17 protein-coding genes are annotated in these 17,446 nt (G+C 43.2%); 13 read left to right on the top strand and 4 right to left on the bottom strand.

Features of this window, described 5'->3' with window-relative positions; genetic code table 11:
- The first annotated feature begins 287 nt into the window (after window positions 1-287).
- Window positions 288-2,108, top strand: a complete 1,821-nt coding sequence (locus MKY34_RS17350; RefSeq protein ID WP_342512365.1) for a LysM peptidoglycan-binding domain-containing protein — start codon at window positions 288-290, stop codon at window positions 2,106-2,108.
- A 512-nt stretch (window positions 2,109-2,620) separates the two neighbouring features.
- On the opposite strand, the gene MKY34_RS17345 is transcribed toward MKY34_RS17350, so the two are convergent.
- Together MKY34_RS17345 and phaQ are read right to left on the bottom strand one after the other, a co-directional pair.
- Window positions 2,621-3,073, bottom strand: coding sequence for a hypothetical protein (locus MKY34_RS17345; protein WP_342512364.1), 453 nt, complete (start codon window positions 3,071-3,073; stop codon window positions 2,621-2,623).
- Window positions 3,074-3,150: 77 nt separating this feature from the next.
- Window positions 3,151-3,561: a poly-beta-hydroxybutyrate-responsive repressor gene (gene phaQ / locus MKY34_RS17340; protein WP_342512363.1), complete on the bottom strand. Its 411-nt coding sequence runs from the start codon at window positions 3,559-3,561 to the stop codon at window positions 3,151-3,153.
- 235 nt (window positions 3,562-3,796) lie between these two features.
- Between phaQ and MKY34_RS17335 the strand changes: the two genes are divergently transcribed.
- From MKY34_RS17335 to MKY34_RS17320, 4 genes are all read left to right on the top strand, one after another.
- Window positions 3,797-4,231 (top strand): polyhydroxyalkanoate biosynthesis repressor PhaR, encoded by a 435-nt coding sequence (locus MKY34_RS17335; protein ID WP_342512362.1) that lies wholly within the window; start codon window positions 3,797-3,799, stop codon window positions 4,229-4,231.
- 60 nt (window positions 4,232-4,291) lie between these two features.
- Window positions 4,292-5,074, top strand: coding sequence for a 3-oxoacyl-[acyl-carrier-protein] reductase (gene fabG / locus MKY34_RS17330; RefSeq protein ID WP_342515296.1), 783 nt, complete (start codon window positions 4,292-4,294; stop codon window positions 5,072-5,074).
- 18 nt (window positions 5,075-5,092) lie between these two features.
- Window positions 5,093-6,181, top strand: coding sequence for a class III poly(R)-hydroxyalkanoic acid synthase subunit PhaC (gene phaC, locus MKY34_RS17325; RefSeq protein WP_342512361.1), 1,089 nt, complete (start codon window positions 5,093-5,095; stop codon window positions 6,179-6,181).
- A gap of 129 nt (window positions 6,182-6,310) precedes the next feature.
- Entirely contained in the window at window positions 6,311-6,817 is a 507-nt protein-coding gene (locus MKY34_RS17320) for a YhcN/YlaJ family sporulation lipoprotein (protein WP_342512360.1), read from the top strand.
- Window positions 6,818-6,876: 59 nt separating this feature from the next.
- On the opposite strand, the gene corA is transcribed toward MKY34_RS17320, so the two are convergent.
- Window positions 6,877-7,839, bottom strand: coding sequence for a magnesium/cobalt transporter CorA (gene corA, locus MKY34_RS17315; protein WP_342515295.1), 963 nt, complete (start codon window positions 7,837-7,839; stop codon window positions 6,877-6,879).
- 315 nt (window positions 7,840-8,154) lie between these two features.
- On the opposite strand from corA, the gene MKY34_RS17310 reads away from it, so the two are divergent.
- The 5 genes from MKY34_RS17310 (at window position 8,155) to MKY34_RS17290 (ending at window position 12,705) form a co-directional block, all read left to right on the top strand.
- A complete protein-coding gene (locus MKY34_RS17310) occupies window positions 8,155-8,295 on the top strand; it encodes an aspartyl-phosphate phosphatase Spo0E family protein (protein ID WP_342515294.1) in 141 nt (46 codons plus the stop codon).
- A 173-nt stretch (window positions 8,296-8,468) separates the two neighbouring features.
- Window positions 8,469-9,590 carry an FAD-binding oxidoreductase gene (locus tag MKY34_RS17305; RefSeq protein ID WP_342515293.1) on the top strand — a complete coding sequence of 374 codons (1,122 nt, stop codon included), beginning with the start codon at window positions 8,469-8,471 and terminating at the stop codon, window positions 9,588-9,590.
- Window positions 9,591-9,842: 252 nt separating this feature from the next.
- Window positions 9,843-10,865 (top strand): ABC transporter substrate-binding protein, encoded by a 1,023-nt coding sequence (locus MKY34_RS17300; RefSeq protein WP_342512359.1) that lies wholly within the window; start codon window positions 9,843-9,845, stop codon window positions 10,863-10,865.
- Between the two features lie 18 nt (window positions 10,866-10,883).
- The gene (locus MKY34_RS17295; protein WP_342512358.1) at window positions 10,884-11,930 is read left to right on the top strand and encodes an ABC transporter permease; all 1,047 of its coding nucleotides are present in this window, start codon (window positions 10,884-10,886) and stop codon (window positions 11,928-11,930) included.
- On the top strand, window positions 11,908-12,705 hold the full coding sequence (locus MKY34_RS17290; protein WP_342512357.1) for an ABC transporter ATP-binding protein: 798 nt from the start codon (window positions 11,908-11,910) through the stop codon (window positions 12,703-12,705). The genes MKY34_RS17295 and MKY34_RS17290 overlap by 23 nt, the downstream gene beginning before the upstream one ends.
- A 178-nt stretch (window positions 12,706-12,883) precedes the next feature.
- Here MKY34_RS17290 and MKY34_RS17285 read toward each other — a convergent pair whose 3' ends face one another.
- Window positions 12,884-13,978 carry a branched-chain amino acid aminotransferase gene (locus MKY34_RS17285; RefSeq protein ID WP_342512356.1) on the bottom strand — a complete coding sequence of 365 codons (1,095 nt, stop codon included), beginning with the start codon at window positions 13,976-13,978 and terminating at the stop codon, window positions 12,884-12,886.
- A gap of 269 nt (window positions 13,979-14,247) precedes the next feature.
- Here MKY34_RS17285 and MKY34_RS17280 point away from each other — a divergent pair, with 269 nt between their 5' ends.
- From MKY34_RS17280 to MKY34_RS17270, 3 genes are all read left to right on the top strand, one after another.
- Window positions 14,248-14,904: an MOSC domain-containing protein gene (locus MKY34_RS17280; RefSeq protein ID WP_342512355.1), complete on the top strand. Its 657-nt coding sequence runs from the start codon at window positions 14,248-14,250 to the stop codon at window positions 14,902-14,904.
- 195 nt (window positions 14,905-15,099) lie between these two features.
- Complete coding sequence (locus MKY34_RS17275) at window positions 15,100-16,200, top strand: PfkB family carbohydrate kinase (protein WP_342512354.1); 1,101 nt, start codon at window positions 15,100-15,102, stop codon at window positions 16,198-16,200.
- Window positions 16,200-17,111: a pseudouridine-5'-phosphate glycosidase gene (locus MKY34_RS17270; protein ID WP_342512353.1), complete on the top strand. Its 912-nt coding sequence runs from the start codon at window positions 16,200-16,202 to the stop codon at window positions 17,109-17,111. The genes MKY34_RS17275 and MKY34_RS17270 overlap by 1 nt, the downstream gene beginning before the upstream one ends.
- Window positions 17,112-17,446 lie beyond the last annotated feature (335 nt).

Genomic DNA, 17,446 nt, shown 5'->3' with positions numbered 1-17,446 from the left:
ATATAATGAGAGTGGTTTGTTTTTTTTTGTTGTCTATATAGGTTGAACTTATGATTTTCATCTATTATCCAGCGAAGGCGCCATACACGCGGTAGCCGAAGCGCCGATTGGTGTTAATGGGATTCTTTAGTTCAGTTTATATAGGCTCCAGCGCTTTTGTTCTTGGGCAGAACATGCCGCCCATCTTTTGAATAACATAGGTATGGACAGAGGCGGGAATAGGTCTTGCTTTGCTGAAATAGGTATCTTTATCATTTAGACTTTCATCTTGAAAGGATGTGTTCGACATGCAATTTTTTTATAGGGTTCGTCCTGGTGATACCGTGAGTCACATTGCACAACGTTGGGGATTGCCGGTTCAATCACTCATTGCGGCCAATCAGCTGGAGGCACCTTATTCACTCGTAAGCGGACAACAATTGTCTATTCCGCCAGGTGTCAACCTGTATCGGGTGCAGTCGGGTGATTCCGTGTATCAAATTGCTCATACGTATGGTGTGCCGCTTGCTGTCATTGTTGAAGCCAACCATTTACAGCCACCGTATCGTTTGCAAGTTGGTCAGTTGCTTAACATACCGCCTGGTGTTCCTTATTATACAGTACAGGCGGGCGATACACTGCAAAAGCTTGCCCAACGTTTTAATGTAATGGCGGGAGGGCAGGCTAATCCTGAACGAATCCAACAAGTGAATGCGCTGCCCTCGATGACTATTCAGCCGGGGATGAAGTTAACCATACCTTATGCTTTTTCAGGCGATGATGGTTTTATTGCCTATACGTCAAATCGAGGCGGACAGTTTGATATTTGGACCGTTAATTTGCGCAATGGTGAACGGAAACAGTTAACAACTGGTTTGGGAGACACTATTTCAACGCCGGTATGGTCGCCCGATAGCAATCGTATCGCTTTTGTAGGAAAGAATCGGATTGTTTATGTTATTTATGTTGATACGGGGCTCGTTGCCGGCGTCGATCAGTTGGATGAGGGGGGAGATTTTCGTCTTGATTGGTCACCGGATAGTGTGCGATTAGCGTATACAGCTCGAGGGAATATTATGCTGTATAATGCAACGCTTCATGCGGCAGAAAGCATTGTTCAGCCCCATGCGACGGATGTTGGCTGGTTTCCGAGTGGTACGGAATTATTATTTCAAGCACCGGACGCATCTGGAACAAGCCAATTGTTTCGGATTGAAACGGATGGTGCGAAAAGGAAGCAATTGACTAAGAATACAGAAGGTGCGCTGCAAAATGCCCGCCTTTCGCCCGATGGTACTTTTGCTTTGTACACAACGCCTGGGGCAAGTATTTCGCTTATTTACACAATAGAGCTGTCAACAGGGCAGGTTTCGATGATAAAAGGCGGTCCGCTTGCCAAAAATTATTTTCCTATTTGGTCGCCAGATTCCCAGCAAATCGGTTATAGTGCAACGGCCTTTGAAGATCGAGGCTATTTTTCACAAATTCGAACGGTTGAACGGAAGGGAGAGCATGATCACACTTGGGCATTGTCGAATTGTTTTTCGACGCCTGTTTCTTGGTCGCCAGAAGGCAAAAAACTCGCTTATCTATCAGGATGTCGGGAACAGCAATCTGCCAATGAGCTATGGATCGTTGATTTGCATCATCCCGCTCCGATTCGATTACTGGAAGGAGAGAACATTGTCGCCTTACAGTGGTCGCCAGCGGCCGTTATGGATTTAGCTCAACAACAATTTACAAGCGAAGTATTTGGTGTTAGCTTCCAATATCCAGCGAGCTGGGTACGCGTGACAGATACACGCTACGAGGGCAGTGACGGCTTTTTTCAGATTTCAGCCCTATTTGGATCAGACAATATGGATGAAGTTTGCCATGCCGAGGCCACCCAACCATCTATGCCCTACGGTTCGGCACCTCGTATAATTAAGTCGCAAAATGCTTACGAGCAGACATGCACCATTTACCCTTCGGCGGATCAACCTGCAAATAGGAAAGGGCAGGCGGCTTTCATTGCACGTTATCCAAGTCCTATGACCATCGCTGGTCGCCCCTTCAATTATTTCATTTTATGGGCAGATGAGGAGCATATTCAAAAAATCACGTCAACGCTGTTATTTTTACCGTAAGGATTGTACAAACAGGAAAAAAGCATGCTCCTTTACGAAGGACCATGCTTTTTCGTTCCCTTCTATTCTATAGCAAAGGGAGCACGCGGAAAATGGTAACGTTATTTCATTCTTACATACGTGCTGTTGTATACTACCTGACGAAAAGGGAACGCTCGTCAATGCAGTTGATGTGGCTGAACTGCGAAGCCATATTTGGGCTGGATCGTCACAATGAAACCTTCGTGATCTTCTCCATGTGCAGTCAGTCTTCAAGTTGCACTTCCACAAAAAATTTACGACTTACTTGCTTGATGTACTAAATGGTGAACTGAACCTCACTTGCTCGGTTCCCGACGAGTGTACCTATCGCCAGTAAAGAAATTTTCCGCCAAGGCTGTGCATTTCAACGTCGGAAGTCATTTGCAGGTAGCTCGTCTATAAATGTCTTCTTTCGGTAGTTCCGCCTTGTACTCTATTTCTACCCCATGTGGAATAGAGTTAAACCTCTTTTTTAATGATCTACCAAATATTTATTGGGCTACCAAAAGCCCTTTTTGGAAGTCCTTGATTTGCGCTGTAATCGTTTCTAGTGTTTTCAGTGCTTCCGTGCGTCCTTTTTGTTGTAAGACGAGTGTTTCTTGCATAGTGTCTGTCATTTGTTGTTGTGATTGAGCAAACAAATCGAGAAGGGCATGACCTGAATTCCATGAAAAGGCCTGTACTTGATCATGGATATCTTTCATCTTGTCTAGTTCGCTGTAAGGTTGTACGACCTCAGCAACTGTAGAAGATGCCTTTTCCAAGTTGGACAAGGCCTTACGTGATGATTGCAGCAACGTCTTTTGATGATCAAACATGTGCAATGACTGGTTCTCCATCTCCTGTTGAAGACCTTCCATGGTTTGCACACTGTTTAACCAACCGTCCCACCATACCCCCCCGCCGTTATGTGTTTCTGCTTGTTTCCCTTTGTTAGTCGCCAAATTAACTCCTCCTTTTAAATGGGTCCAGCATGTATTGATGATTTATGGCATGCAATGTTTTGCATAAATCCCGTTGTTTAGTTGTTCTCTTCTTGTTCTTTAGCCGTCGTTTTAAAAGCGGCATAAAACGGATTGTACAATGTGAAAAATTGATCGAGCATTTTTTGATAGTAACTGAGAGAACCGGCCCATAGTTCTAAGTACTGCTCACCAGCTGCTGTTATGGAATAAATACGTTTTGCAGGTCCACCCGTTGTCGTATCCCAAACGGATGTCACCAGTGCATCTTTTTCAAGCTGGCGAAGAATCCGATAGAAATTGCCTTGATCGATGGATTCGACGCCGAATTGTGTGATTTTCTCCATCAATTCATAGCCATGGGCATTCAAATCCCGTAAATGTAACAACGTAATCGGTATTAAAAAGTTTTTCGGAGCGCCTAAATTAGCCCCTTTACTATGTTTAGGTTCTTCTTGCTGCGTACTCATACCTCATCACTCACCTTACTTGTTAAATACTTATACATGTAATTTACACCTATCTGTTCGAAGTGTCAAATGCGATAAAAATAATAATTTGTAATATTAGAATTACCTCTGTCGACTCGTATAATAACGTGTTGGTAATTGGTGGAAATATGGTTCTTTCTATTTATTTCATAACAAATGGGGCGCAGGTACACTTAAGAAGGTTTCAGAAATGTTGTGAAGGAGATGAATTCGATTGTCGCAAACAAAGCTGTTTGATCCATTTACGATGTGGAAAGACATTTATGAACGAACGGAAGCAACTTGGGGTGAAGTCATTCAAGAAACGCTGAAAAAGGAGTCTTTCTCGGAGGGGATGGGCCAGACCTTAACGAATAACTTGCAGTACCAAGAGCTTGTAACCAAAATGACGGAAGCCTATTTGAAACAAGTCAATATGCCAACGAGAGGGGAAATTGCTAGCGTTGCTTCCCTTATCGTGAATTTAGAGGGCAAAGTGGATGATTTGGAAGAGAAAATCGAAGAAGACACGCTGAAAAATGAACTGGGTAAAGAAATCGGCCAGCTTAAAAAGGCCGTTACACATATAGATAAGAAAGTAGAAAAGGTACTGGAAATGCTGGAAGAACTCACGACAAAGCCAGGGCCTTCGGCGAAAGAAAAGCAGTAATGCTTTGCAAGTAAGTTTGTGTATGGAAAATAGATGATTGGGAGTGGATAGAGGATGACGATGACAATGACTACGATGGAGATATTGGAAGAAAAGAGTATCCAAAAACCGCTTGCCGGCAAAGTTGCCGTTGTAACAGGTGGATCACGTGGGATTGGCGCTGCAATCGCTAAAGCGTTGGCCGAGCAAGGTGCACAGGTCGTCATCAATTATCAATCCAACATGGAGTGTGCGGATGCCGTTGTCGAAGAAATTGAAAAGAACGGCGGTAGCTCGTACGCGATTCAAGCGAATATAGCTGATTCACAAGACGTCAATAGGTTAATCGAGGACGTGAAAAATCGCTATGGAAAGATTGATATCCTTGTCAATAATGCGGGTATCACACGAGATCGCACATTCCGCAAACTGTCTGAATCGGAGTGGAATGAAGTGATCAATGTCAATCTGAATAGTGTTTTTACAACGACTTCAGCAGTAATTGAACATATGCTGGAACAAAAATCCGGTCGCATTATTAATATTAGCTCAATCATCGGTCAGGCGGGCGGATTTGGTCAAACGAATTATGCTGCTTCTAAAGCGGGAATGATTGGATTTACAAAATCATTGGCGTTGGAGACGGCTAAAAGTGGGATAACGGTCAATGCGATCTGCCCAGGGTTTATTGAAACGGAAATGGTTGCAGCAATGCCGGATGCGGTGAAAGATTCCATCGTGTCAAAAATTCCGATGAAGCGTCTAGGGCAAACGGACGAAGTGGCGGAAGCCGTACTGTATCTGACGAAAGCAAATTATATTACGGGTCAAACCATTAACGTCAATGGTGGTTTATACATGTAAGGGAATTGGGGGAGAAAAATGGTTTACTCAAGCGTACAGGAATGGGATAAGTGGATGGATGGCATGCCGGAGGAGCTCAAAAGCAGCTATGAACGGTTTAAACGGGTATCGGATGTGCTGACAGTTGAGCCTGAACCGAAAGTTGGTCAGACGCCCAAGGAAGTCATCTGGACGAAGAATAAGGCGAAATTGTATCGTTATCAAACAACACTCAAGAAAACGAATAAGGTACCTATTCTCATGATTTATGCGCTTATTAATAAGCCGTATATTTTAGATTTAACGCCGGGTAGCAGTTTGATTGAGTATTTGACGAACGAGGGGCATGACGTCTATTTACTGGATTGGGGGACACCGGGCTTTGAGGATCGGCATATGAAACTGGATGATTATATTTTGGATTATATGCCACGTGCAGTGAAAAAGGTGTTGCGTGCATCGGATGCTAAGGAAATCAGTTTGCTAGGGTATTGTATGGGTGGTACGATGACCTCGATTTTTGCAGCGCTACATCCAGAACTGCCGATTCGAAACCTCATCTTTATGACGAGTCCTTTTGACTTTTCAGATGCAGGTCTCTATTCGAATTGGCTAGATAAACGCTATTTTAACCTTGATAAACTGGTCGATACAGTCGGTTTAGTGCCATTTGAAATGATTGATTTTGGCAATAAGCTATTGAGCCCTATTTCGAATACGTACGGACCGTACATTGGATTAATGGATCGAGTCGATAATGAAGCATTCGTTGAAAACTGGAAACTGATGCAGAAATGGTTGAATGACGGCATTCCTTTTCCAGGCGAAGCCTATCGGCAGTGGATTGGTGAGTTTTATCAGGAAAATAAATTACTGAACGATGAACTCATGATTAGAGGACGTAAAGTACAGTTAAGTGTTATTCAGGCGAATGTCTTAAATATCGCGGCAAAGCGTGATAATATTGCGGCACCAAAACAAGTGGAGCCGCTCAATGCAGCAATTTCAAGTAAAAACAAGACGTTCCACTTGATGGATACGGGTCATGTATCCGTTGTAGTGGGGCGTAAAGCGGTTCAAGAAACGTATCCGCTTATTGCAAATTGGTTGACGGAAAACTCGAAATAAAGACGTCTATACTAAGTCACGAAACAAGTACGCATTGTTTCGTGACTTGGTATTTTTTCCGTCTGCTAAGCATAAAAAGCAAACATTCGGTCATACTACTAGCGGAAAGACATTCTAGGAGGAATGACAATGAAGAAAATTTTACTCGTTCCAGCAGCTCTTCTACTGATTTTATCGTTGATGGGCTGTGGCATGAATCGAGATAAGGATGTAAAAGAGGATGCCGTAGAAAAAGATGCGACGGGTACGGTGACAGAGCAACCCCAAGATCATGTAGTCGACAAGGATACGAATACGACGCACGAGTCTAAGCTTGAAGTGGCGGACGACGCCGTGACGAACATTCTGAAGCTGGATGAAGTAGAAAGCGCCAATGTCCTTGTAACGAGTGACAACGCCTATGTGGGTGTTGTGTTGAAAGAAGGACAGGAAGGAACCGAGCAAGTTGAGAACAAAATTGCAGAAGAAGTGCGAGCTGCAAATGCCAACATTAACAATGTCTATGTCTCGTTGAATCCAGACGTCGCTAAACAACTAACGGATTACGGAGACAAGATCAGAGCAGGTGAGCCGGTAGAAGGATTCTTTGAAGAATTTTCGGATACCGTACGCCGACTCTTCCCTGATGATCATTAAAAGATGCCCACGTATAAAAACTCCGATGCATTCATTGTCGGAGTTTTTATACGTGCGTTTCAGGATTTATAAAGCTGTAGCCAGCCTTTCTTTTTAAACCAAAGCAGCATGGAAACCCCAATCACGAGCATAACAACTAAGACGACTAGATAGCCGTAACGCCATTGGAGTTCAGGCATAAAGACAAAATTCATGCCATATAAACCGGCGATAAATGTCAGTGGAATGAAGACAGAAGAAATAATGGTGAGCGTCATCATTATGCGATTCATCTGATTGGAGTTAATGGATAATTGGCTATCACGAATGTCCGCAGTTAATTCCCGATTGGATTCCAATATTTCCGCTAGACGTACTAAATGGTCATGAATATCGCCAAAGTAGGCACGTTCATTGGTCGAAAATCCTAATTTTTCTGAGGCGAGCATGCGGTACAATAATTCGCGCATCGGGGTGATGGTTCGCCTTAATCGCAATAAGTCTGTTCGTACAGCAAAGACGGAATCCATGGAAAGATGGACGGTAGTTGGTGAGAGTGTGTCTTCGATTTCATTCAAATTGTCCTCGATTTTGTAGAGGATTGGAAAATAATCATCGACAATTTTATCGATAATTTGGTAAGCAACGAACATATGCCCTTGCGTCCACTTGCGCGGGTTTTGGATGATGCGATCTCGTGCCATTTCTAATTCCCGTAGCTTTGTATAATGAAACGTTACGACAAAGTTCGTGCCGATGAACATTGTTAGTTCTTCAGGTTTTAAATTTTCATGGCAAATGGAATGCAGGACAAAAAATGTAAAGTCCTCATAATAATCCATTTTGGGCCTTTGAAGACGATATAAGCTGTCTTCAATCGCCAATGCGTGAAACTGGAAGAAAGAATTTAGCAATTGTTCTTCTTCCTTAGTAGGTTGTTCAAAATCAACCCAGTACCATTGGAAGTTTTGCTCCTTAATGGCTGTGAGTGGTACATCAAACAGCAGCTCATTGTCCTTGGATAAGGCAATTGTTTGAATGATGGTAAATCCCCCTTTCGATCAGTACTCTATATCCCTTATACTACCCAATTGTTCTTGCATATGCATACCTTAAGCGCATTTTATAGCCTCGCAATTGATTTGTGACTGATGTGGAAGTCAATGAATCCGCCTTGTAGAACATCTAATTATGACAAATTTATGAACATGTATAAAGTTTCCACTAATCGACAACTTTTTCAAAAGATTTATTGTACGATGGGAAAGTTGCTTCTTGGCTATCAAGACCATCATCTTCAGATGGAAGTAAGAAAATTATTTGGAGGAGAAGTTGTGAAAAAGGAATTAAGGAAAAGAATGTTGTCTGTTCGGATTACTTACAAGCGAAAAATGATGTATGTAAAGGCGAAGGAATTTGGTTACACACATCCAGAAGTTGTAGCACATAGTCAAGACTTAGATGATTTACTAAATAGATATCAAGGGATTATTTCATGAACCTTGAACTTTGATACGTTTCATAAATCCGTGTACTATCAATATATAAATTGAACTAAAGAATTCCACTAACACAGCTCGGCAACTGCGTGTAAGGCGCCTTTGCTGGATAGTAGATGAAAATCATAAGTTCAACCTATATAGAAGATGATTATATTGAAATGGGTGTTAGTATGACGAGATATATCATAATTGGTGCAGGGATTTTAGGGGTGTCGACAGCGTACCATTTGGCGAAAGCAGGGGAGGCGGTCACGGTAGTGGACAGGCAGGATCAAGGGCGTGCGACAGACGCAGCAGCTGGGATCATTTGCCCGTGGTTGTCTCAGCGGCGCAATAAGGCTTGGTATGCGCTCGCCAAAGGGGGAGCGGCGTACTATGCTTCATTGATACGCCAATTAGAGCAAGATGGAGAGCTAGAGACAGGCTATCGGCAAGTCGGGGCCATCAGCTTGCATACGGATGCATTGAGATTAAGCAAGATGGAAGAACGAGCGACACAAAGGCGTGAGCTGGCACCAGAAATTGGGTCGATTCGTCAACTTACGCCTGTCGAAACATCAGCTTTATGTCCACCATTGGCGGAAGATTATGGAGCGGTCCATGTCAGTGGAGCGGCACGTGTCAATGGACATGCTTTACGACAGGCACTTGAACATGCAGCCAAAAAGCATGGAGCACAATTTGTCGATGGTTCAGCGAAATTGAAACATAGAGATGGCGAGGTAACGGGTGTCTACGTGGGGGATACAGAGCTGCAGGCGGATCAAGTGCTCATTACGGCGGGGGCTTGGGCAGGGGAATTGTTAAAACCGCTTGGCATCGATTTGCAAGTAGCTGGTCAAAAAGCGCAAATTGTCCATCTACAGCTTGAGCAACAGGAAACGGGCGATTGGCCGGTAGTTATGCCGCCAACGGATCAGTACATTGTACCGTTTGAAGATGGGCGAGTTGTAGTTGGCGCAACCCACGAAAATGATACACAGTTCGACCAACGTGTGACCGCAGGCGGTTTACACGAAGTCTTGCATAAAGCATTAACGATTGCGCCAGGGTTACGTGACGGTGCTCTTGTCGAAGTTCGCGTCGGCTTCCGTCCATTCACAGCAGATTTTTTGCCCGTAATTGGTGAAGTACCAGGCGTCAAAGGAGTGTTGCTTGCCAATGGCCTCGGTGCATCGGGCTTAACGGTCGGCCCGTTTTTAGGTAAACAACTTGCTCATCTAGCACTCGGAGTAGCTTGCGATATCGATTTGACATTGTATGAAGTGTCAAAGGCCATTGGAAACGATTAAACACCCCCACTTTACACACTATCCTTGAAATGAGGTAGTGTGTTTTTTCTTTTTTTTTCATATTACAAGCAATCTGGAACTGTAGAAATAATGTGTCAAAAATGATTGGAAAATAGAAATGGAAGCAATTTAATCTTCCGAACATTTAAAACTTATTGACTAACATGCACGAACAGTGTACGATTACGAATAATTATTGCTATTAATTGTAGATAAAGAAAATTGGCAATAACGAAATAAGGGGGCGGAAAAATGAAGAAAAGTTGGTTCATGTATGCAGTCGCATTATTCAGCATTGTTCTTGTTCTTGCCGCATGTGGCAAAGGAGAAACTGAAAAAAGCCCAGGCGCAGCAGAGGGCGAGAAAAAGCCGGATAAGAGTGCGAGTGAAGAAACAAAAACGTATAAAATTGGTGTAACGCAAATTGTTGAGCACCCTTCGTTAAACGCTGCTTATGATGGCTTTAAAAAGGCGTTAGAAGATGCGGGGCTAGATGTAGAATATGATGTACAAAATGCACAAAATGATAACAGTGCGAATACGACGATTGCCAATAACCTTGTAGGTGCAGGCGTCGATTTAATCTTTGCTAACTCGACACCAAGTGCACAAGCGGTTGCGAGTGTCACACAAGACATTCCAATTGTCTTTACATCGGTAACAGATGCAGTAGGTGCTGAATTGGTTGCATCAATGGAAAGCCCTGGCGGTAATGTGACAGGGACAATTGATAACCATCCAGAAGCAATTCCGAACACGATGAAGTTCATCAAAGAAGAATTAGGTGCGAAAAATGTTGGCATGATCTTTAATGCGGGTGAGGCAAACTCACGTTCTCAAGTAGATGCAGTGAAAGAAATGCTAAAAGATATGGATATGACCGTTGTTGAGGCACCAGTTGCGACTTCTGCAGATGTGAAGCAAGCGGCAGAATCATTGATTGGCAAAGCAGATGCATTTTACATTATTACAGATAACACAGTTGTTTCAGCACTCGAGACAGTTGTAGCTGTAGCAAACGATAACAAAATTCCGATGATGGTTGGTGAGTTTGACTCCGTTCAACGTGGCGGTTTGGGCGCTTATGGTTTTGAATTCTATGATATCGGCTACGAAGCAGGTCAAATGGCTGTCAAAATTCTAAAAGGCGAAGCTATACCAGCGGATTTACCTGTTCAAGTTCCACAAAACTTGAAACTGGTTATGAACAAAGCAACAGCAGATGCACTCGAATTAGAGATTAAAGAAGAGTGGAACGCTGAATTAAGCGAATAAAATAGGAGATGATTGGGCATGTTTTCAGCTGTATTTGGCTCAGTTGAGCAGGGGATCATCTATGCAATCATGGCACTCGGAGTGTATCTTACATTCCGAGTGTTGGATTTTCCGGATTTAACGGTGGATGGTAGTTTTGTAACGGGTGCAGCGGTTGCTGCTACGATGATTGTGTTTGGGTATCACCCATTGGCTGCGACGGCAGTTGCCATTGTTATTGGCTTCGTTGCAGGCTGTCTAACAGGTCTTTTACATACGAAGGGTAAAATCAATCCACTGCTGTCTGGAATTTTGATGATGATTGCTCTGTACTCTATCAACTTACGCATCATGGGTTTGACATCAGAAACATCGGTTGGTCGGCCAAATATTCCATTATTAAACGCTGAAACGATTTTCAGTAAATTCCAAGCATTCTGGAGTACGCTCGGCATCGATGACGCTATCAATCAATTCTTTAGCATGCTTGGCGTCCAATACTTGCCCTCGACATGGGGCACATTGTTCTTGATGCTAATCGCAACGCTACTCATCAAGTTCGTCGTGGATTGGTTCTTGAAAACAGAAGTCGGCTTAGCAATTCGAGCGACAGGTGACAACAAAAAAATGATTCGCAGTTTTTCCGCGAATACAGATACACTTGTTATTTTAGGGCTCGGTATTTCAAATGGGCTTGTGGCTTTCTCAGGTGCTTTGATTGCCCAGTACTCGAAGTTCTCTGATATTGGGATGGGCATCGGGATGATCATTATCGGATTAGCATCTGTCATTATCGGGGAAGCCATATTCGGTACGAAAACGATTGTGCGTACAACGCTTGCTGTCATTGCTGGTGCCATTATTTATCGAATTGTACTAGGGCTCGCACTTCGTATTGATTTGCTCGATACGGGCGATATGAAGCTTATCACGGCTGTCATTGTGATTGCTGCACTTATTTTGCCGCAGTATATTGACAAGCGCCGCGAAAAAAATCGCAAAGCGAAACGGCATTCGGAACGCTTGGCTATGAGTCACAAGCAAGGTAAAGGAGGGACTGGCATTGTTGAAGCTCGAACAGATTAATAAAGTATTTAATGAGGCCACTCCCGATGAAAAGATCGCACTTGATCAAATTAACCTCCATCTACAACCAGGTGATTTTGTGACGGTTATCGGCAGTAACGGTGCCGGCAAATCGACAGTGATGAATATGATTTCCGGAGCATTAACACCTGATTTCGGCAATATTATGATTGCTGGTGAAAATGTGACAAGATTGCCAGAATACAAACGCTCCAAAATGATTGGGCGTGTATTCCAAGATCCAATGGCGGGGACGGCGCCTGCGATGACCATCGAGGAAAACTTAGCGATGGCGTATTCACGCAATAAAACACGTGGTTTACGCAGGGGCGTCGATAAGAAACGTCGAGAGCTATTCCGTACATCATTGGAAACATTGCACTTGAATTTGGAAAACCGTATCAATGCGAAAGTCGGGATGTTGTCAGGGGGAGAGCGTCAAGCACTCTCGTTGCTAATGGCAACCTTCACGCAGCCCTCAATACTCTTGCTAGACGAGCATACGGCGGCCTTGGACCCATCCAGAGCGGCATTGATAACTGAGCTAACGAAAGAACTCGTTGATAAGGATCAATTGACGACGCTCATGGTTACACATAATATGCAACAGGCCCTGGATTTAGGAAATAGGCTCATTATGATGGACAAAGGACAAATCATTTTGGAAGTCGGAGCAGAGGAAAAGCAACATTTAACCATTGAAAAGCTGATGGAGGCCTTCCAACGTATTCGCGGCGAAAAATTAACAAGCGATGCGGCGTTATTGTCTGTGTAATGGACGAAGGTACTGAAGATAAAATAGTGTAGATAGATTGAATTTATGATTTACCTAATCTCCAGTGAAGGCGCCTTATAAGCGGTAGCTGAAGCCGGGCGTTGTTAGGAAAATTCTTTTGTTCAGTTTATATACATGAAAAGACACAACCAATTGTAACCGGTTGTGTCTTTTCTATTTATGCGTTTGTTTTTACGTCTTCTGTCACTTTAATGACCCAGCCGAATGGATCTTCGATTTTTCCGGTTTGAATCCCGGTTAGCGTGTCATATAATTTTTGTGATAGCGTGCCTGTTTCACCATTGTTGACAACCATCTTTGTGCCATTCCAGTTTAGTTCGCCTACAGGAGAGATAACAGCTGCTGTTCCAGTACCAAATACTTCTTCTAGCTGGCCGTTCACATGTGCTGTTTGAATTTCTTCCATTGAAATTTTACGTTCGTTGACAGGCACATTCCAATGGCGTAGCAATTGAAGAATAGATTTTCGTGTAATGCCATCTAAAATACTACCGTTAAGTGCTGGTGTGACAACTTCTCCATTGATTTTAAAGAAGATGTTCATACTACCTACTTCTTCTACATATTTTTTCTCTACGCCATCTAACCATAGAACTTGTGAATAGCCTTCTGCATCAGCAACTTCTTGCGCTTTTAAAGCAGCGGCATAGTTACCAGCCGTTTTTGCAGTCCCAGTTCCGCCTGCAACAGCACGCACGAATTGATTTTCGACAAGAATTTTAACAGGATGGATGCCCTCTTTGTAGTACGATCCTACCGGTGATAGGATAATGATGAATCGATACTTACTGGAAGGAGCAACACCGAGAAAAGGCTCTGTTGCAATAATAAATGGACGAATATAAAGTGAAGTCCCCTCAGATTTAGGAATCCAGTCTTTGTCAATCTCGATGAGTTGTTTAAGTCCATCTAACGCTAGTTCTTCGTTTACTGGTGGCATACAAAGTCTATCACTCGATAGATTGATGCGCTTCATATTTTCATCAGGACGGAATAAACGAATTGCTCCATCTTCGGAGGCATATGCTTTGAGTCCTTCAAATACAGTTTGCCCGTAATGGAAAATGATGGCTGCAGGATCTAATGTAAGGGGTTCATAAGGAACAATTCGGTGGTCGTGCCAGCCCAATCCTTCAGTATAGTCTGCAATGAACATATGATCCGTGAAGGTTCTCCCGAATACAAGCTCATCTGATAATGGTTTTGCTTTTTTTGTTTCGCTCATTCTGATTTGGATTGGTAATTTTGTCATTCTGATCAGTTCTCCTCGTCTTGTTGTACTTTCAAAATCAATTACGCCTTGGCGTAATTGTGTCCAGATTTTTTGAGCAGGATTGAAAAGCTCCTCTGAAAATCTGTGACATCCGCCGGCGGCTTAACTTGACTCAGTCAAGTTAAATAACTGAATATAATAATTATACAACTATATTTCTAAAAAGAAAGAAAAATCTCAAAAGAATTACTTGTTTAGTTATTTTTTGTTTAGTAATATTTGGGTAAATACGAGCGCGGAAAGAGAAGGTGACAAATTTGAAAATCGTATCGTTAAATGTTGGCAAACCGAAAGTCGTACAATTGAATGGTAAAGAGGTGACAACAGGATTTTACAAGGAAGCGGTTCATGAACCGCTATACCTCTCAAAATTGAATTTTGATGGGGATGGACAGGCGGAAGCCTATCATGGAGGTGTGGACAAGGCCGTTTGTGTGTATCCATACGAGCATTACGCTTATTGGGAACAAGAGCTGAATCGAAAGTTATCGTCTGTTGCTTTCGGGGAGAATCTAACCGTAACGGGAATGTTGGAATCGGACGTGCATATTGGTGATATTTTTCAAATTGGCCAAGCAGTCGTAGAAGTGACGCAGCCGAGAAGACCTTGCTATAAAATTTCAGGGCGGCATGACGTGAAAGATTTAACGCTACGTGTTCAAAATTCTGGTTATACAGGCTTTTATTTGCGTGTCTTAGAAGAAGGCGACATCGGGCCTGATTCAACAATCGAGCGTCTGTTGTTGCACCCGGCGCAAGTGACAGTTGCTTTTGCGAATGAACATATGTATCACAGTCTTGGTCATATAGAGGCTATTCAACAGATTCTAGCCGTCGATGCGCTTTCAGAAAGCTGGCGCATAAAATTTATGAAACATCTGGAAAAATGGACAACAGGCATATAATTTACATGTGTATCCATACTAAATAAGAAAAACCTGGTGAATCATTTGCCGGGTTTTTTGTAGTCTATGTTTGGAGAATATGGGGTAAATAGTGCAGAGGGGTTGCATTTATCTTCATCAAAGGTGTTTGTATGTTTTTTCTTGCAATCCTTTAAACATTTGTTTACAATGTAAACAATAGTTCGTTGAGGAGGGATGTTAGTGAACGACAAGGAAGCGGCAATTGTGATGCTTCTGCGAAAAAATCCATTTTTGACTCAACAGGAAATGGCTGATCAGTTGAATATGTCACGGCCAGCACTCGCCAATATTATATCAGGGCTAACAAAGCGTGGTGTCATCACAGGACGAGCTTATATCCTGTCAGAAGACAATGAAGTCGTCTGTATCGGTGGTGCTAACGTCGACCGAAAGTTTCATTTGAAAGATACTGCTCAACTGGGGACGTCGAATCCTACTGCTAGTTCTGTTGCGGTTGGAGGCGTTGCGCGTAATATCGCGGATAACCTTGGGCGGCTCGATCATTCGATTCGACTCTTAACAGTAGCTGGCAATGATGCAGATTGGCAGTTTATTGAGCAGGAGTCAGCGCCATATATGGATGTCACAGCAGTTGGATTGCTAGCAGGAGAATCTACAGGTTCCTATTCGGCGGTCCTCGGTCCTGATGGTGAGCTTGTTATTGCGATGGCCAATATGGATGTCTACGAAGCGTTATCGGCGGAGTATATCGAAAGCAATGATCGTTTGATTGCCAATGCGGCATTAGCGGTGATGGATTTAAACTGTCCGAAAGAAACGGTTGAATACGTCAAAAGTCGTGCGCAAGTACATGGTACAGGGCTCGTCATTGTCCCAGTGTCGTCGCCTAAAATGGCACGGATGCCAGATAATCTGGAAGGTGTCACATGGTTTATCTGCAATCAAGACGAAGCGGAAACGTACACAGGTCAATCGATCCAAAGCGACGAAGACTGGCAGCTTGCGGTGCAGAAGTTATTTGAAGCTGGCGCGGAAAATGTCGTCGTAACAGCCGGTGCGAAAGGTGTTATGGCTGGCAAGCGTGGCGGAGAAGTGAAACGCTACGAGGCCCTGAGTGGAGTCGTAGTGGAAGATGTAACAGGTGCAGGTGATGCATTTGTGTCAGGGATTTTACACGGTCATTTAGAAGGCATGACTACAGATGAGGCGATTCGTTGCGGTCTTGTTAATGCTGCGAAAACACTTGAATCATCCTATACAGTACGTCCAGAATTATCAAAAGCACAGCTTACAATCGAATTGGAGGAATATTAATGGAAAAATATCTATCTTACTCAGCAGAAGTACAAGAAGCAATGGCACAAGGAAAGCCGGTTGTCGCACTTGAATCGACAATCATTTCACACGGTATGCCATACCCACAAAACGTCAAAACAGCGCGCGAAGTGGAACAAATTATTCGTGATAATGGTGCAGTGCCTGCAACAATCGCAATTATCGATGGAATGATCAAAATCGGTCTATCTGATGAAGAGCTGGAAATGTTCGGTAACAGTCAAGGCGTTGCGAAAGTTTCACGTCGTGATATCGGTTATCTAATTGCTACAAAACAATTGGGTGCCACAACAGTTGCGGCAACGATGATTTGTGCAGACCTTGCGGGTATCCGCGTATTCGTAACAGGCGGTATTGGTGGTGTTCACCGTGGTGCGGAAACGACAATGGATATTTCGGCTGACCTTGAAGAGCTTGCTCAAACGGACGTTGCTGTTATTTGCGCAGGAGCGAAATCAATTCTTGATATCGGTTTGACACTTGAATATTTAGAAACAAAAGGTGTGCCGGTTGTTGGATACGGAACAGATACATTACCAGCATTTTACACACGTGCGAGCGAGTTCCCACTTCAACTTCGTGCGGATAATGCTGAAACAGTTGCAGACATGCTGCATGCGAAATGGAACCTTGGCTTGAAGGGTGGCGCAGTTATTGCTAACCCAATCCCAGAAGCAGATGCAATGGAAGAAAGCTTCATCAATGGCATTATTCAAACAGCACTAGACGAAGCCAATGCAAACAACATTGCAGGTAAAGACGTGACACCATTCATGCTTGGTAAAGTCAAAGAATTGACAGATGGCAAGAGCTTGGACGCTAACATCGCATTAGTGAAAAATAACGCTGTGATCGGTGCGCAAATTGCAGTTGCATTTAACAAAAACTAATTGTGAATTTGAAAAGGAATCATCGTTTCTTCATTAGAAGAGCGATGATTCTTTTTTACATTGTTGGAATGCATAACATTATGATCAATTGAAATGACATCTGTTGATTAGCAAAAAAACAACTACATTATATACTAGGCACACTGTATACAATTCCTTTCGGATTGCTTTGGATGGAACAATTTCGATAATCGTCTGGTGATTGCTCATCCATCGCGCTCCAAAATCTCAAGTATCTAAAGTGCAAATACTTTTTGGGAAGAAAGAGTTGCTGGCTTTTTACATAGAGAGGCGGCCAAAGATGCAATTTTGGCCGCTGAAGCCTTTGTAATGGT

The sequence above is a fragment of the Sporosarcina sp. FSL K6-1522 genome, from assembly GCF_038622445.1.
Lineage (GTDB): Bacteria > Bacillota > Bacilli > Bacillales_A > Planococcaceae > Sporosarcina.
The sequence above is the reverse complement of the archived record's forward strand: the minus strand, read 5'-3'. Positions and strand labels throughout refer to the sequence as shown.

Coding starts and splice junctions, on each gene's coding strand:
- MKY34_RS17305 (WP_342515293.1), top strand. CDS start 8,469: ATGACGAGATATATCATAATTGGTGCAGGGATTTTAGGGGTGTCGACA.
- MKY34_RS17275 (WP_342512354.1), top strand. CDS start 15,100: ATGTTAGTGAACGACAAGGAAGCGGCAATTGTGATGCTTCTGCGAAAA.
- MKY34_RS17285 (WP_342512356.1), bottom strand. CDS start 13,978: ATGACAAAATTACCAATCCAAATCAGAATGAGCGAAACAAAAAAAGCA.
- MKY34_RS17320 (WP_342512360.1), top strand. CDS start 6,311: ATGAAGAAAATTTTACTCGTTCCAGCAGCTCTTCTACTGATTTTATCG.
- MKY34_RS17310 (WP_342515294.1), top strand. CDS start 8,155: ATGTTGTCTGTTCGGATTACTTACAAGCGAAAAATGATGTATGTAAAG.
- phaQ (WP_342512363.1), bottom strand. CDS start 3,561: ATGAGTACGCAGCAAGAAGAACCTAAACATAGTAAAGGGGCTAATTTA.
- phaC (WP_342512361.1), top strand. CDS start 5,093: ATGGTTTACTCAAGCGTACAGGAATGGGATAAGTGGATGGATGGCATG.
- MKY34_RS17270 (WP_342512353.1), top strand. CDS start 16,200: ATGGAAAAATATCTATCTTACTCAGCAGAAGTACAAGAAGCAATGGCA.
- fabG (WP_342515296.1), top strand. CDS start 4,292: ATGACAATGACTACGATGGAGATATTGGAAGAAAAGAGTATCCAAAAA.
- MKY34_RS17350 (WP_342512365.1), top strand. CDS start 288: ATGCAATTTTTTTATAGGGTTCGTCCTGGTGATACCGTGAGTCACATT.
- MKY34_RS17300 (WP_342512359.1), top strand. CDS start 9,843: ATGAAGAAAAGTTGGTTCATGTATGCAGTCGCATTATTCAGCATTGTT.
- MKY34_RS17295 (WP_342512358.1), top strand. CDS start 10,884: ATGTTTTCAGCTGTATTTGGCTCAGTTGAGCAGGGGATCATCTATGCA.